The sequence below is a fragment of the Burkholderia sp. PvR073 genome, from assembly GCF_054055695.1.
The window spans coordinates 70,652-86,198 of the sequence record NZ_JBSRXO010000013.1 but is presented as its reverse complement, the minus strand read 5'-3'; the positions used below and the strand labels follow the sequence as shown (position 1 = coordinate 86,198).

General features: G+C 66.7%; 12 protein-coding genes. 4 read left to right on the top strand and 8 right to left on the bottom strand.

The features are described from left to right. Positions 1-25: 25 nt before the first annotated feature. Positions 26-694 carry an RNA polymerase factor sigma-70 gene (locus ACVK00_RS29430; RefSeq protein ID WP_284891561.1) on the bottom strand — a complete coding sequence of 223 codons (669 nt, stop codon included), beginning with the start codon at positions 692-694 and terminating at the stop codon, positions 26-28. Positions 695-1,099: 405 nt separating this feature from the next. Here ACVK00_RS29430 and ACVK00_RS29425 point away from each other — a divergent pair, with 405 nt between their 5' ends. Both ACVK00_RS29425 and ACVK00_RS29420 read left to right on the top strand, forming a co-directional pair. Next, on the top strand, positions 1,100-1,363 hold the full coding sequence (locus ACVK00_RS29425; RefSeq protein WP_228907565.1) for a hypothetical protein: 264 nt from the start codon (positions 1,100-1,102) through the stop codon (positions 1,361-1,363). 45 nt (positions 1,364-1,408) lie between these two features. After that, positions 1,409-1,546: an HHHH-motif protein gene (locus ACVK00_RS29420; protein WP_014897078.1), complete on the top strand. Its 138-nt coding sequence runs from the start codon at positions 1,409-1,411 to the stop codon at positions 1,544-1,546. A 76-nt stretch (positions 1,547-1,622) separates the two neighbouring features. On the opposite strand, the gene ACVK00_RS29415 is transcribed toward ACVK00_RS29420, so the two are convergent. From ACVK00_RS29415 to ACVK00_RS29385, 7 genes are all read right to left on the bottom strand, one after another. Then, positions 1,623-2,645, bottom strand: a complete 1,023-nt coding sequence (locus tag ACVK00_RS29415) for a fimbrial protein (RefSeq protein ID WP_228907564.1) — start codon at positions 2,643-2,645, stop codon at positions 1,623-1,625. After that, the gene (locus tag ACVK00_RS29410; RefSeq protein ID WP_284891562.1) at positions 2,642-3,388 is read right to left on the bottom strand and encodes a fimbrial biogenesis chaperone; all 747 of its coding nucleotides are present in this window, start codon (positions 3,386-3,388) and stop codon (positions 2,642-2,644) included. The genes ACVK00_RS29415 and ACVK00_RS29410 overlap by 4 nt, the downstream gene beginning before the upstream one ends. 15 nt (positions 3,389-3,403) lie before the next feature. Continuing rightward, positions 3,404-5,890 (bottom strand): fimbria/pilus outer membrane usher protein, encoded by a 2,487-nt coding sequence (locus tag ACVK00_RS29405; protein ID WP_456826971.1) that lies wholly within the window; start codon positions 5,888-5,890, stop codon positions 3,404-3,406. Positions 5,891-5,979: 89 nt separating this feature from the next. Continuing rightward, the gene (locus ACVK00_RS29400) at positions 5,980-6,492 is read right to left on the bottom strand and encodes a fimbrial protein (protein ID WP_166724622.1); all 513 of its coding nucleotides are present in this window, start codon (positions 6,490-6,492) and stop codon (positions 5,980-5,982) included. Between the two features lie 831 nt (positions 6,493-7,323). Continuing rightward, the gene (locus ACVK00_RS29395; RefSeq protein ID WP_354122967.1) at positions 7,324-8,781 is read right to left on the bottom strand and encodes an efflux transporter outer membrane subunit; all 1,458 of its coding nucleotides are present in this window, start codon (positions 8,779-8,781) and stop codon (positions 7,324-7,326) included. Further along, entirely contained in the window at positions 8,781-11,918 is a 3,138-nt protein-coding gene (locus ACVK00_RS29390; RefSeq protein WP_284891564.1) for a multidrug efflux RND transporter permease subunit, read from the bottom strand. Before ACVK00_RS29390 ends, ACVK00_RS29395 begins: the two co-directional genes overlap by 1 nt. Positions 11,919-11,936: 18 nt before the next feature. Beyond that, positions 11,937-13,124: a MexX/AxyX family multidrug efflux RND transporter periplasmic adaptor subunit gene (locus ACVK00_RS29385; RefSeq protein ID WP_284891565.1), complete on the bottom strand. Its 1,188-nt coding sequence runs from the start codon at positions 13,122-13,124 to the stop codon at positions 11,937-11,939. Between the two features lie 150 nt (positions 13,125-13,274). Here ACVK00_RS29385 and ACVK00_RS29380 point away from each other — a divergent pair, with 150 nt between their 5' ends. Continuing rightward, positions 13,275-13,922, top strand: a complete 648-nt coding sequence (locus ACVK00_RS29380; RefSeq protein WP_284891566.1) for a TetR family transcriptional regulator — start codon at positions 13,275-13,277, stop codon at positions 13,920-13,922. Between the two features lie 340 nt (positions 13,923-14,262). Next, positions 14,263-15,528, top strand: a complete 1,266-nt coding sequence (locus tag ACVK00_RS29375) for a M23 family metallopeptidase (protein WP_456826974.1) — start codon at positions 14,263-14,265, stop codon at positions 15,526-15,528. Positions 15,529-15,547: the final 19 nt, after the last annotated feature.

Here is a 15,547-nt window from a genome sequence, read left to right as displayed (position 1 = left end):
GAAGACGATTGGCCGGCGCGATTTTTTACCGGCGCCGCGCGCGACCGCCGAGAAACACCGGACACGCGACGCCGCGATGGCACGCGTCGAGACACTCCGCGCAGTGCCGCTCCGCGTCGCGCACCATGAAATGCACCAGCGTCTGCGACACGTTCAACGCGCGCGCCGCGGTCTGCAGCGTCTCCTCGCGCAGCCGCACCATCTCGAACGCCGCGCGGCTGCGCGCCGGCAGGTCGTCGAGCGCGGCCCACACGCGGCGCAGCGTGTCGCGCGTCATCAGCGCGGCCTCGGGCGTCGGTTCCGGCGACGGCACGTCGAAGCCGTCGTCCTCTTCCGTGTGATAGACGTTCTCGAGGCTTTGCCGGCGGCACGCGTCGATCGATGCGTTGCGCACCATCCGCGTCACGTACGCGACCGGCTGGCGCACCGCGTCCTGGTTCGGGAATTCGACGAGCTTCACGAATACGTCGTGGACGACGTCCTCGGCGCGGCTCGCGCAGCCGACGAAGCCGCGCGCAACGTTGACGAGCATCGCGCGATGGGCAATCAGCACGTCGAGCAGCGCGCCCTGCGCATGCGGCTCCGCGGCACGACGCGCACGCGGCGCGGGGCGCGACGGCAGGTCCGGATAACCGCCGAGGAACGGGTTCGCCGTTGCCGCTGCCGGGCGTTCGAGCACTTCCGCCATTGCCATCGATCTGCTCCGTCGAATTCCGAGATAAGACAATTTAACGTAAACGCAAATCATTCTCAATCCGATTACCAAATACCCCTTTCGGTTCTCCGGATTTGTCTGATCAATCGATGGGATCGGCGTTTTGGCGGACGGACCGGGAGTCACGGATGCCGCTGCATTCAGCTAGCTTTCCGCGTGAAAGGAAGAGGCCCGATGCCGGAAGCGGCCCCGCATCCATGCCGTGCACGCCACCGTGCCGCGCGCACGGCGCGATCGCGCGACGCACACCGCGTGGATGGCGATGGCACAAGCTTTCATCGGTTTGACTAAAAGCCTACGGCTGTCATGTGCCGTAGCAACTTATTACCACGCGAAATTTTGGGGGCTCGTACGATCGAATTGCTGTTTCCAAGGGAGAACGACATGAAATCCATCGTGTTATCCGCTGTCATGGTTGGCGCGCTGTCGAGCGTGATGCTGACCGGTTGCGTCGCCTACCCTGGCCCGGCTGAAGTGACGATCGGCTGGCATGGCGATCGCTACTGGGACGGACAACGCTACTGGGAGCGCCACGACTGGGAAGCGCGGCATCCGCGCGGTTATGACGATCGCCGGGACGACCGTCGCGACGAGCGCCGTGACGATCGCAGGGACGAGCGCCGCGACGACCAGCGCCCGCAGTGGTAATGCCTTCCCCTCCCGTGCCCCGACACCGAACGACAGGACCTCGACATGAAGACGCTACTGAAAACCCTGACCGCCGCGGCCGTTGCCGCCGCCGTGCTCGTGCCGGCCATCGCCGAAGCGCATCCGCACCGCGTGTGCCACTTCGAGCATCACCATCACAAGGTGTGCCGCTGGGTGCGTTGAGCATCGCACCGCGCGGTTGAGCAAGAAGCGCCGGCATGCCGGCGCTTTTTTCATCGCGTGCAGGTGGCACGTCACGTCAGTAGATGAACAACCGGATCGTTGCGGTCGCATCGAATCGCCCGATCTTCGGCGGACCGAACGATTTCAGCACCGCGTCCATCAACACGCTTTGATTCATCACGTTGGACGCGAACTGCGCCAGTGTGAACTGCTGATTGAACGGAATGGCCTTGCCCTGGCTGTCCTCGATGCCAATACCGAAATTGCTGTCCTTCGCCGGCACCAGCAACCCGTTCTGAACCGGAAAGCTCGTTTCGAAATACCCGTCGACCCGCACCGCGACGTTGCATTTCTTGGTCAATGACAACGAGAACCGCTTGCGCGGCACCGCCGGCATGAAGCCGTTACCCGCCGCCTGCACCTGTCCGAAGTTGACAACGCCCGGTTCGGGCGTGACGAGCACGTCGACGAAACACGGCGTCGGCTTGAGGTTGCGCAGGCCGCTCAACCGGTACTGGAAGCTCGGGTTGTACGCATTCAGCCCGAACTCGCCGTCGAACTGGAAGACCGTGTAGATATCGCTCGGCGGCTGGACCCAGTTGCCCTTCTTGCGCACGACGACCTGATAGTCGATGCTGATTCGGGTCTGCTGACAACGCCCGCGATCGAAATCGTATCTGCTGCACGGCGGCACCGAATAGCCGGTAAACACGCCGCCGCCGCGATTGCTCGTCTTGTCGAAATAGTCGATGCCCCGGTAGCGGATGCCGATCTCGAGCCCCCATGCGGCCGGGTCCGTGCGATTCGGGTTCGCGTAGAAATAGATGTTGTCGACGACTTTCAGGCTGCCGGCGTCACCGAGGTCCTTGTAGCAATACCCCGACGTCGTGCGCACCGGAGAGACCCAGATCACGTAACCGTCCGGCGCATCGGTCGGATACGACGCCACGCCGCCGATCGGCTCGGTCAGCGAGGTCGCGCCGCTGTTGGTCAGGCACCGCAACGCCCACGCGGGCTGCGCCGCCACGACCAGCAATGCGAGCACGATCCAGCGCAACCATTGCGCCGGCATGGGCCGTTCATGCATTGCGCCGCTCATCGCTTCACGCTCTTGCAAGCCCCCGCATCACACGCATATTCGACCGCCACCTGGCCGCCGTAATCGTCGATATGCGTGATGAACAGCGTCGACGGCGTCGCGACCTTGAACGGCACGTCGGCCGTGCTCATCGGGCCCACCATCACGGGCTCGATCGGCACCGGCGTCTTCTGCGCGCCCGCCGTCACGTCGACCACCGTCACGTGGTACGGCGTCGGATTGTCGAACACGAGCCGGTGCGCGGCCGCGTCGACGCGCAGCGTCATCGGCAACGTCCAGTCCTCGTCACGCGCCGGCTGCACGCCCTTCGGCCGATAGAACAGCTTCATCTGCGTATGCAGCGCGATCTGTAGCGTGTTCGGCGTATCGGTCTTCGGCGGCACTTCGCGGATGTTCAGATAGAACACCGATTCGCGATCGGCCGGCAGCGCGGCCCCCGGCAGCTTCGCGATGCGCAGCACGTTGCGCTCGTTCGCCTCGACGCGCTGCAGCGGCGGCACGACCATCAGCGGCGACGTGATCTTGTTGCCGCGCGTGTCCTCGAGCCACGACTGCACGAGATACGGATACGTCGTGCTCTTGTTGGTGATCGTGACGATCGCGGCCGGTTCGCCTTCGTTGAAGATCACGCGTGTGCGGTCCGGCACGATCGCCGCGTGCGCGGCGCTTGCGAGCAGCGCGCTGGCCACGGCCAGCATGCACGATGCGCGGCGCGGGAAGGAAAGAGAGAAAACAGGGTTCATGCGGGATCCGTGAAATCATCGGTCGACCCGTGCGGCCGCTGCATGCGACTCGCCGGGCGGCTGGCACGTCACCGGAATCGGCGTGCCTTCGAGTTGAAGCTGGTTCGGCAGTGCGTTCACCGCGCAGAGCGTGCGTTCGCCTGCACGCACCACCAGCGCGGATTTCGGCTGCACCTGGGTCAGGAACGCGGCGCCGGCTTCGCCAACGATGCCGAGCTCCTTGCCGTTCGCCGCGTCCTGCACGGATGCGCCGAACGGCAGCGGCTTGCCGCCCGCATCGGTCAGCGTCAGGTACAGGTTGCTGCCGCGCGCGGCGGAGAACTTCACGAAACCGATCGCGCCGTCGGTCAGCACCATGCGCTGGATCGGGTTCGACACCTGTACCTCGAGCGGCAGCTTCTCGACGTTGACGGTCGCGTCGTACACGTTGTACGGCGAGATCCCGTCGAGCACCGCATAGCCGCGCGAGTCGGTATGCGTGAGCGTGCCGGACAGCGGCACGTCGGGCACGCCGTCGGTCGATACCAGCAAGCGCGTATCGCCCGCGTTGCCGTTCGCATGCGCGGACACGCCGTACTGCGTCGCGACGAGCGAGCCGTCGACTTCGAGCGACGCGGCCGCATACGCGTTGGCGAGCGTCGACGCCTGCGCGCTCAGCTGGTAGGTCGACGTGCGCTGGCGGAAGCTCGCGTTCGCCGACGCGCGGCCGTCGGTCGCGCCCGCGTTGATCTGGTACGTGCGGCCGGCCGGATCGTCGTAGATGTAGCCCGCGTTCGCGCTCGTGCTGCCGCTGCCCGTCGTCAGGTTCGACGTGACCGTGTGGCGGCCGCCGAGCGGCAGCGTCGCGGTCACCGAGAACTGGTTGCCGCTCGCGCCCGCGCTTTGCGTGCGGAACGCCGACACGCTGACGTTCAGGTTGCGCAATACGCCGATCGAGAACGCGCGCGTGAGCGTGAGGCCGACGCGCTGCTCCGACGCGCGGGCCCAGTAGGTCGTCTGGTCGTACGAGAAATAGGTCGACGTGTCGCCGAAGCGCTTCGACATCGTCGCCGAGTAGCGTTGCTTGCTGTTGGCGAGACCGTATGCGGTCGGGTCGCCCGAGAACTGCGCGAAGTTCGTGTACTCGCGTTCGGAGAAGCGATAGCCGAAGAAGCGCACGTCCGCGTCGAGGCCGTCGAAGTGCTTCGAATAATTGATGCGATACGAGTTGCCGTTGCGCGTCGCGCCGTTCCACCACAGGTGCGCACGCGCATGCGTGACATCGGCCGATACCGCGCCGAACGTGCCGAAATCGCGGCCGACGCCCAGTGCGATCGACGTATAGCCGGAGGCTGCGATGAAGCCGCCGTACAACGTGATGTCGAACGGCAACCCATACGCGGCCTCGCCGAACCCGAAGAACGGCGTGATGCCGGCGCCGCCGAATTGCCGCGGCTTGCCGATGGCGGCCTTGTAGCGCAGCTGTCCGGTACGGGCGAGGAACGGCACGGCGGCCGTCGTCACCTGGAAGCGCTGCACGCTGCCGTCTTCCTCGTCGACCGTGACGTCGAGCGTGCCCTGCACGCTCGTGTTGATGTTCTGCAGCGCGAACGCACCCGGCGACACGCGCGTCACGTACAGCACGCGGCCCGCCTGCGACACGGTCACGGTCGCGTTGGTGCGCGCGACGCCCGAGATCAGCGGCGCATAGCCGCGCAGCGAAGGCGGCAGCATGCGATCGTCGCTGCGGATCGACGCCCCCGTCAGCGCGAACGTGTCAAAAATGTCCGAGCTCAGGTAGTCGTCGCCGAACGTCACCGTCGACTGGATCGACGGCAGCGCGCGAAACGCATAAAGCCGGCTGAAGCGGAACGTGCGGTCCGCGTAGGCCGTGTTGCCCACGTTCGACTGCGCCTGGTAGTCGCCGCGAAAGCGCCATGCATCCCAGTTCGCGCCGATCGTTCCGTAGGCCTGGATCGAATTCGTCTGTCCGCCGTCCGAACCGAAGTTGCGGTTCGTGTTCGCGATCACGCGATAGTCGAGCATCACGCCCGGAATCCCGTCGGACCAGCTCGACGGCGGCAGGTAGGTCGAATCGGTGAATTCGAGCGCGGCCTGCGGAATCGTGATCTTCAGCCGTCCGTCGCTCTTCAGGTAACGCACGGTCGCGCCCTCGATCGCGCCGAGATCGACGCAACGTCCGCCCTGCAAGCGCGGCAGGTCCTTCGCGAGCGACGGCTTCAGCCCGAACCGCGCGACGAGTTCCGGCGGCAGGCACGGCTTGCCCGCGCCCGATGCATCGAGTGCGATGAACTGGATCGCCTGGAGCCCGTAGAACAGGTCGTTGACCTGCACGTCGAGCATGTACTCGCCCGGCAGCGTGAAGTCGGGCTGCGAGAACTGCGACAGGTCGACATTGCTGGTGCCGTCGATGTCGAGGAACGACGAATTGAATTCCGTCGCATGGCTCGGGCTGCCGACGACCAGCACGGAGACGCAAAGGAAGGAATGTCTGATTCGCACGCGGCGCTACCGGAAATCCGAGGAAGTAGAGACGTGAAGGCAAGGAAGACGGAGAAGGGGTGTGCACACCCCTTCTCCGGCACGGCCGCTTACTGGTAGCGGACCGTGAAGTTCGCGACGCCGTCGGCCGTACCCGGCGTCACGCCGGCGGCCGTGGCTTCGTACATCGCCGCGAAGCGTGCGACGTTCGTGCCGTTTTGCAGCAGGGTCGGCGCCTTCTGTTCGGCGCCGTTGTCGAGGTATTCACCCGACGCGGCCTGCAGGCGGATGCCCACATTGGTTGCCGAACCGATCGTCGCGAGCAGCTTCGGCTGGCCCGCGCTCGACGTGCCCGTGAACGTGAAGTACGCGTTCTGCGCGATGCTGGTGTCGCAGTCCGTCAGCTTGATGTCGAACGACACCGCGTCCGACTTGTCGCCGGCTTGCTTGAACTTGTTGGTCGGCACCTTGCCGAGCTGCACGGTCTGGTTGACGGAGTTCGAATCGATGCCGCATGCGCCCGCGACGATCTCGCCCGTGAAGTTGATCGTGCCGGTGCCCGCTGCGAAGGCCGAGGTGGACAGGGCTGCGAGTGCGACCGCGCTCAGGAGGGATTTTTTCATGACGTTTTCCGTGAGAATTGCAAAGGGAACAGACGACGTGGCGGATACAAAAGGCAGCATGTGGTTGGCTCCCGTCCGTCACGAGGCGGCATTATCGAGATACGGGTGAAAGAATTCTGTAAATCATTGTCAAATCTCAATGACAATCTTCGTTTTACGTATTTTTAAACCGACTACTTCCCGCCGATTCTCAATCCCAACATTTTCGTCCGCAGTCCTTTTTTAGTTTCCGGAACCGACTGAAAATTAAAGACAATTCCTTTTCTGGATTGAAATATCCCCGCTTCTCCTTGCTGGACAAGGACTTTCCAGATACCGGATACGAAATGACAAAACTCTGTCCGATCCCGCCACCGTTGTCCGATCGCAACGAAAACATTCGACGATTTTCAACTGACAGGAAATTAACGGTCGATATTCAACACCGCGAAACTTTCGCGCAAACGATTGCGAAATTCGCACAAACGTTTTACCGCGACACTTTGTCGCCCCTTATTGTTCCCAATGCGCGAATTAATCGAATCGTCAACCCGGGATTAAAGCGACGCATAAAGCCGTGCGCCAGGACGACATGCGCGGCACTGGATGGAGTCGAATCAGGAGGAAGTCCGGCGCGATCGGAGGCCGGCGGCGACACGATCGGTCGCCGGGATGCGAGTCGAGTGGAAGGCGGCCCTTCAACCCGACTGCGTGGAGGAAAAACGGAGTCGACGACGCGCGCATGCACGCATCGTCGATCGCGGTCGGTGACCCGACAGTAGTAACACCGACCGGGACAGCGGCAACGCATCGCAATGCGCCGCCGCCACCTGGCCGGCCCCGGTCAAGCCATCACGCGGCAGCTTCGCCTGCCGTGGCCGGCGCCCAGCCACCGCCCAGCGCGCGATACAGCGCAATCGCATTCGCGAGCCGCAGCGCCTTGAGCCGGATCAGCTCATGCCCGGACTCGTACGTGCTACGCTGCGCGTCGAGCAGTTCGAGATACGTCGCGACGCCGCCCGCATAGCGGCGCTCGGCGAGTTTCAGGCGCGCGCCGTCGGCCGCGTAGACGTCCTGCTGCGCGGCGAGCTGGCGATCGATCCAGTCGCGCGCGGCGAATGCGTCGGCCACTTCGCGGAACGCGGTCTGCACGGTCTTCTCGTACTCGGCGACCGCGATGTGCTTGCGCGCATTCGCGACGTCGAGATTCGCGCGATTGCGACCGCCCGCGAAAATCGGCAGCGTGATGCGCGGCGCGAACGTCCATACGCTCGTGCCGCCCGCGAACAGGCTCGAGAACGCATCGCTGACCGAGCCGTAGTCGGTGGTCAGCGCGACGCGCGGGAAGAATGCCGCGCGCGCGGCGCCGATCTGCGCGTTCGCGGCCTTGAGCCGCGACTCGGCCTGCCGGATGTCCGGCCGCCGTTCGAGCAGCGCGCTCGGCGCGCCGGGCGCCACCGGCGCGATCGCGAGCGTGTCGAGCGCGGTGCCGTCGGCAGGCACGTTGCGCGCGAAATCGCCGGCGAGCAATTGCAGCGCGCGCACCGATTGCGCATGCTCGCGCTGCAGCGCGGCCTGCGATGCCCGTGCGGACGCGACCAGCATCTCGGCCGAACGCAGTTCGATCGCGTCGCTCGTGCCGGCCGCGTAGCGGCGCTGGGTGAGCGCGGCGATGCGCTCGCGCGCGTCGAGCGTGCGCTGTGCCAGCGCCAGTTGCTCGTGCAACGATCGCTCCGACACGTACGCCCCCGCGACTTCGGCAATCACGCCGATGCGCACCGTGCGCTGCGCGTCGGCCGTCGCGAAATACTCGGCGAGCGCCGCATCGGACAGGTTGCGCACGCGGCCGAACAGGTCGAGCTCGTACGCGCTGACGCCGACACCCGCGCGATACAGCCCGCTCACCGCGCTTTCGCGCACGACCGGATCGTACTGGCGCGTGCGTTCGTAGCCGAGGTTCGCGTCGACCGACGGCATCAGGTCCGCGCGCTGCACGCCGTACAGCGCACGTGCTTCGTCGAGCCGGCCGGCCGCGATCCGCAGGTCGCGATTGTTCGCGAGCGCGGCATTGATCCACGCCTGCAGCGCCGGATCGGTGAAATACGCGCGCCAGTCGTCGAGCAGCGCGGCGTCGGCCACCGCAGCCGGCCCGGCACCCTGCTGCGTGTCGGCATCGACCGTCGCATAGCTGGCCGGCACCGGCGCCGCCGGCCGCTCGTAACGCGGCGCGAGCGAGCAGCCCGCGAGCGCGAGCGCCGCGGCCAGCGCGAGCTGAAGCCTCGGTGCGGCGCATGCTTTCAATGCAAACATCACTGCGAACCCTCCATCGTCGCCGGCTGCGATCCGCCGCGCCGGCGCGGGCCGACGTCGAACAGGCGGCCGACGATCACGAAAAACAGCGGGACGAGGAACACCGCGAGCACCGTCGCCGTGATCATGCCGCCGAGCACGCCGGTGCCGATCGCCATCTGCGCGCCGGATGCGGCGCCCGACGCGAACGCGAGCGGCAGCACGCCGACGCCGAACGCGAGCGACGTCATCACGATCGGCCGCAGCCGCAGGCGTGCGGCCTCGAGCGCGGCGTCGACGAGCGACATGCGCTGCGCGACCAGGTCCTTCGCGACCTCGACGATCAGGATCGCGTTCTTCGCGGACAACCCGATCGTCGCGATCAGCCCCACCTTGAAATAGATGTCGTTCGGCATTGCGCGCAGCGTGACGCCGAGCACCGCGCCGATCACGCCGAGCGGGACGACCAGCATCACCGCGAACGGGATCGACCAGCTCTCGTACAGCGCCGCGAGCGCGAGGAACACGACGAGCACCGACAGCGCGAACAGCATCGGCGCCTGCGCGCCCGACAGCCGCTCCTCGAACGACTGCCCCGACCACGCGTGACCGATGCCGGCCGGCAGCTTCGCGGCGAGCCGCTCGATCGCGGCCATCGCTTCGCCGCTGCTGTGGCCGGGCGCGGCCGAGCCGTTGATCGTGAACGACGGATAGCCGTTGTAGCGCGTGAGCTGCGGCGGCCCGAGCGTCCAGTGCAGCGTCGCGAACGCCGCGAGCGGCACCATCTCGCCGCCCGCGTTGCGCACGCGCAGCTTCTTCACGTCGGCCGGATCGAGCCGGTGCAGCCCGTCGGCCTGCACGATCACGCGGCGCACCTGCGTGCCGTGCATGAAGTCGCCGATATAGTCGGAGCCGAACATCACCGCGAGCGTCGTGTTGATCTCGTCCATCGACACGCCGAGCGCCGACGCCTTCGCGCGATCGATATCGAGCTTCAGCTGCGGCGCGTCCTGCGTGCCGGCGAACATCACATCGGTGAGCGCCGGATCCTTGCCGCCCGCCGCGAGCAGTTGCTCGCGCGCGGCGCTGAACGCGGCGTAGTCGAGCCCGCTGCGGTTCTGCAGCCGGAAGTCGAAGCCGTTCGTCGAGCCGAGATCGGGCAGCGCCGGCGAGTTCATCGCGAACACCGTGGTGTTCGCCGTGCCCGCGAAGCGCTCGTTGATGCGCGCGACGATCGCCTGCACGTGATCGCGCTCGGCCTTGCGTTCGTTCCAGTTCTTCAGCGTGACGAAGATCATCCCGCCGTTCGGCCCTTCGCCGTACAGGTTGAAGCCGCCGAGCGCGAACGTGTACGCGGCCGGCTCGTCGCGGCGAATATACGATTCGACCTCGCGCACGCTCTGCATCGTTTCCGCGAGCGGCGTGCCCTGCGGCCGGATCACCATCACCATGAAGTTGCCCTGGTCCTCGTCGGGCAGGAACGCGCTCGGCAATTGCGTGAGCATTAGCGCCGCGGCCGCGGTCAGCGCGCCGTACACGACCAGCCAGCGCAGCGGCTTCTTCAGCATCGCGCCGACGCGCGTCGCATAACGCTGCGTCGAACGCGCGACGAAACCGTTGAACCAGCCGAAGAAGCCGCGCTTCTCGTGATGGTCGCCGGACACCGGCTTGAGCAGCGTCGCGCACAGCGCGGGCGTGAGCGACAGCGCGAGAAACGCCGAGAAGCCGATCGACACCGCGAGCGACAGCGCGAACTGCCGGTAGATGTTGCCCACCGCGCCGCCGAAGAACGCCATCGGCACGAACACCGACGTCAGCACCACGGTGATCCCGATGATCGCGCCGCTGATCTGCTGCATCGCCTTGACGGTCGCGTCGTAGGGCGCGAGGCCCTCCTCGACCATCAGCCGCTCGACGTTCTCGACGACGACGATCGCATCGTCGACGAGGATGCCGATCGCGAGCACCATCCCGAACATCGTCAGCACGTTGATCGAGAAGCCGGCCGCGTACATCACGCCGAACGTGCCCGCGAGCGCGACCGGCACGACGAGCGTCGGAATCAGCGTCGCGCGCAGGTTCTGCATGAACAGGAACATCACGAGGAACACCAGCACGCCGGCCTCGATCAGCGTCGTGACGACCTTGTTCATCGACACGCGCACGAACGACGACGTCTCGTACGGGATCTGGTACTTCACGCCCGGCGGGAAATACGCGGACAGCTCGTCCATCGTCGCGCGCACGCGCTTCTCGGTGGACACCGCGTTCGAGCCCGGCGCGAGCTTGATGCCCATGCCGGTCGCGACCTTGCCGTTCACGTAAGACGGATAGTTGTAGTCGTTGCCGCCGAACTCGATGCGCGCGACGTCGCGCAGGTGGAGCGCGGAGCCGTCCGGCTGCGTGCGCAGCGCGATCGCGCCGAAATCGGCCGGCGTCTTCAGCGGCGCATCGGCGAACACGGTCGCCGCGATCGGCGCGCTGTCCGGCACCGCGCTGCGGCCGATGTCGCCGACCGTCACGCGCGCGTTGTGCGCGCGCACGGCCGATGCGATGTCCGACGCGGTGAGGCCGTGACCGGCCAGCTTCACCGGGTCGGGCCAGATCCGCATCGCGTATTCGGCGCCCCAGAACTGCACCTTGCCGACGCCGTCGACGCGGCGCAGCGCCTGCACGACGTTCGCCGACGCGTATTCGCCGAGCTGCACGTCGGTCATCCGGCCGTCGTCCGACGTCAGCGACACGACGAGCTGGATGTTGTCCGCGGCCTTCTCGACCTGGATGCCGTCGCGCCGCACCGGTTCAGGCAGGCGCGCCTCGACCGTCTTCAGCCGGTTCTGCACTTCGACGGCCGCGAGATCCGCGTTGACGCCCTGCTTGAACGTCAGGTACAGCGACGCGGCCCCGGCGCTGCTCGTCGCGGACGTATACAGCAGCCCCGGCGCGCCGTTCATTTCGCGCTCGATCAGCGCGGTCACCGATTCCTCGACGACCCGCGCGGACGCGCCGGGGTACGTTGCATAGATGCTGACGACGGGCGGCGCGATGTCCGGGTATTGCGCCACGGGCAGCGCGCGGATCGCGAACGCACCGCCGAGCATGATGAAGAGTGCGATCACCCACGCGAAGACGGGGCGATCGATGAAGAAACGTGCCATGTTGGTCTATTGAACCGGTCAGGTTTGACGGGCGGCCGCGGGTGACGCGGCCTTCGTCGGCGATGCCTGCTCGACGGGCTTGACGGCGGTATCGGGCGCGAACTGCGCGGCGTTGTCGACGATCACGCGCTCGCCGCCTGCCAGCCCGCGCGTGACGCGCCAGTCGCGTCCGCTCATCTGGTCGGCGACGACCTCGACGTCCTTCACCTTGCCGTTCGTGCCGACCACGCGCACCGACGTGCGCTCGGCCGTGCGCAGCAGCGCATCGCGCGGCACGAGGATCGCCCGCTGGTCGACGGCCGCGTCGAGCGCGATCCGCACATACGCGCCCGGCAGCAGCTCGCGCTCGGGGTTGGGGAACAGCGCGCGCATCGCGACGGTATCGGTGGTCGGATCGACCGCGAGATCGCTGAACAGCAGCTTGCCCTTCAGTGGATACGCGGTGCCGTCGGCGCGCCGCAGCGTCACCGTGACGTCGTGCTGCGCGATCCCCGTCGCGTGCCCGCTCTTCACCGCGCGACGCAACGCGTCGACGTCGGCCGCCGGCTGCGAGAAATTCACGTAGATCGGATCGAGCTGCTCGACGGTCGTGAGCGGCGTCGCCTGGTCCTGGCCGACGAGCGCGCCTTCGGTGACGAGCGCGCGTCGTGCGCGGCCCGAAATCGGCGCGGTGACGGTCGCATAGTCGAGCTGCAGTTGCGCGCGTGCGAGTTCGGCCTTCGCGGAAGCGACATCGGCCTTCGCCCGCGTGTCGTCGGCAACGGCCTCGGTGTGATCGCGCTCGCTGACCGCGCGGTCGCGCACCAGGTCGTCGTAACGGCGGCGCTTGTCGCTCGCCGCGAGCGCGGCGGCCTGCGCCTTCGCGAGCGCGCCCTGCGCGGCATCGCGCGCGGCCTTCAGCGGCGCGGGATCGATGCGGAACAGCACCGCGCCCTGCGTCACTTCCTGGCCTTCCTCGTAAGTCCGCGCGGTGACGATGCCCGCGACCCGTGCGCGCACCTGCGCTTGCCGATACGCGTCGAGCCGGCCCGGCAATTCGACGGTCATCGGCACGGCCGTCGGACGCACCGTCACGACCGTCGCGTTCTGAATGGCCTCCGGCGCCTTGTCCTTGTCGCCCTTTCCGCATCCGGCCACGGCCAGCATGGCCGCGAGCGCGACGGGCGCCAACCGGAGGCGGCGCCCCAGGGAGCGTTTGTTATTCATGTGTGACCTCGGATCGTTCGCCGCCGATACAATGCGGCGGCTCAGGGTGGCCGATTATAATCAGTCACGACTGATTAAATACATGCGGTTGCCATTCGACCGCCATACTGTCTCAATAAAACGACAGCAAACTGTAAGGAAATTCACGCCATGGCCCGCAAGACCCGGGAAGAATCGCTCGCCATCAAGCACCGGATCCTCGACGCCGCCGAGCTCGTCCTGCTCGAAAAAGGCGTCGCGCAAACCGCGATGGCGGACCTCGCCGAGGCCGCCGGGATGTCGCGGGGCGCCGTCTACGGCCACTACCGCAACAAGATGGAAGTGTGTCTCGCGCTGTGCGACCGCGCGTTCGCACGGACCTCGGAAGGCTTCGACGCGGTCGACAGCCTGCCCGCGTTCGCCACGCTGCGCCGCGCGGCGTCGCACTACCTGCAGCAATGCGGAGAGCCGGGCCCGATGCAGCGCGTGCTGGTGATCCTCTATACGAAGTGCGAGCAGAGCGAGGAGAACGGCGCGCTGCAGCGGCGCCGCATGCTGCTCGAGCTGCAGATGCTGCGCATCACGAAGGCGCTGCTGCGCCGCGCGATCGCGGCCGGCGAAATCGCCGCCGATCTCGACGTGCACCTCGCGGCCGTCCATCTCGTGTCGCTGCTCGAAGGCGTGTTCGCGTCGATGATCTGGACCAACCGCCTGCGCGGCAATCTGTGGAACGACGCGGAAGCGATGCTCGACGCCGGTTTCGACGCGGTCAGGACCTCCAGCGCACTGCGCGTGCGCACGCAAAAATTGCCTGTCTGACGAAAAGTCGCGCAATAAATGCTGATTTAACCCGATTTACCGCAGTGCGAAACGAATACGCTGACCCTCTTTAAAATTTTTAACATTTCGCGGAACATCGGTAGACTGACGCTGTCATCTTTCTTTAGCGTCTTCGTGATAATCCGGGTTCGACCCGGAAAGCTCACGCCGCCGTTCGAAGCGGGCACCCCGCAAGTTGGGTCGAACGGAAACGACACAGGCCCCTGGCGGGGCCTGTTTTGTTGCACGCCCGTCGCCCGCCCCGTCGTCACCCGACGGATGTGCCGCCGATGGCTCCTGCCCACACCTCTTTGAACCGTTTTCCTGGATGTGGACACTTTTGGTCAAGCCTGCCGCAACTCCTGATGCTTTCGCGCCCGGGCGCGCGCAGCGCCTCGTGCGCGCGCTCGTGCCGGCCGCCGTGCTCGGCGCCCTCGCCGCCTTCGGTCTCGCCGCCGCGCTGCCCGCCGTCTCGCAACTGCCGGGCGCCGTCGATTCGGGCACGGCCGCGCTGCCGCAGCGCGTGCTGTCCGACACGCCGTTTCCCACCGCGCAGCATTTCGTGACGAGCGAGCTCGCGCGCACGCTCGGCGAGCGCAACGAACTCAACGAACATAGCGACCGCAGCGCGCAACCCGGCCTGTTCGCGCCACTCAGCGCGCACCGCAACGACATGCTCGGCTATGCGAGCCTGTTCCAGTTCGCGGCGCCCGAAAACCAGCACGGGACGCGCGCCGGCGACATCGAGCTCACGCTCTCCGATACGCTGAACCGTCTCGACGTGCCGCCCGAGGTGCGCATCCAGCTCGGCGATCTCGTCACGGGCAAGGTCGCGATGCGCGCCAGCGCGCAGCGCGGCGACTACTACCGCGTCGCGTACGACACGAACAACGGCACGCCGCACCTCACCGCGCTCGAGCTGCGCGTCGCGGGCCGCACGTTCGGTGCGATCTGGTTCCGCGCACCGGGCGCCGACCACGGCGCGTACTACACGCTCGACGGCGCGCCGCTCGAGGCGGCCGCGTTCACGATGCCCGTCAAGTGGACGCGCATCAGCTCGTTCTTCGGCGAACGCGTCCACCCGCTGTCGCAGGCGATGGCGTTCCATACGGGCGTCGATCTCGCCGCGCCGTCCGGCACGCCCGTCAACGCGGCGGCCGATGGCGTCGTGTCGTTCGTCGGCACCGATCCGGGCGGCTATGGCCACTACGTGATCGTCGATCACGCGGACGGCTATTCGACCTACTACGCCCATCTGTCCGCGTATGCGCGCGGGCTGAAGACGGGTGAAACCGTGAAACAAGGCCAGCGCATCGGCTCGGTCGGCATGACCGGCGCGGCCACCGGCCCGCACCTGCACTTCGAGGTGCGCGTCGCGAACGATCCGGTCGATCCGCTCGTCACGCTCGCGAACGCGCAGACGGGCCTGTCCGACATGCAGCTCACCGCGTTCCGCCAGGAAGCCGCGCAATGGCGCTTCCGCCTCGCGTCGATCAATACGTCGCCGTTCGCGTTCGCGCAAAACGACGGCCCGCTGTGGGGCGACTTCGCGACCGACTCGTCAACGCTGCGCGCGGTCTTCAATACGCACTACAGCGCGTCCTGACGCCAACGCGCCAACGCGC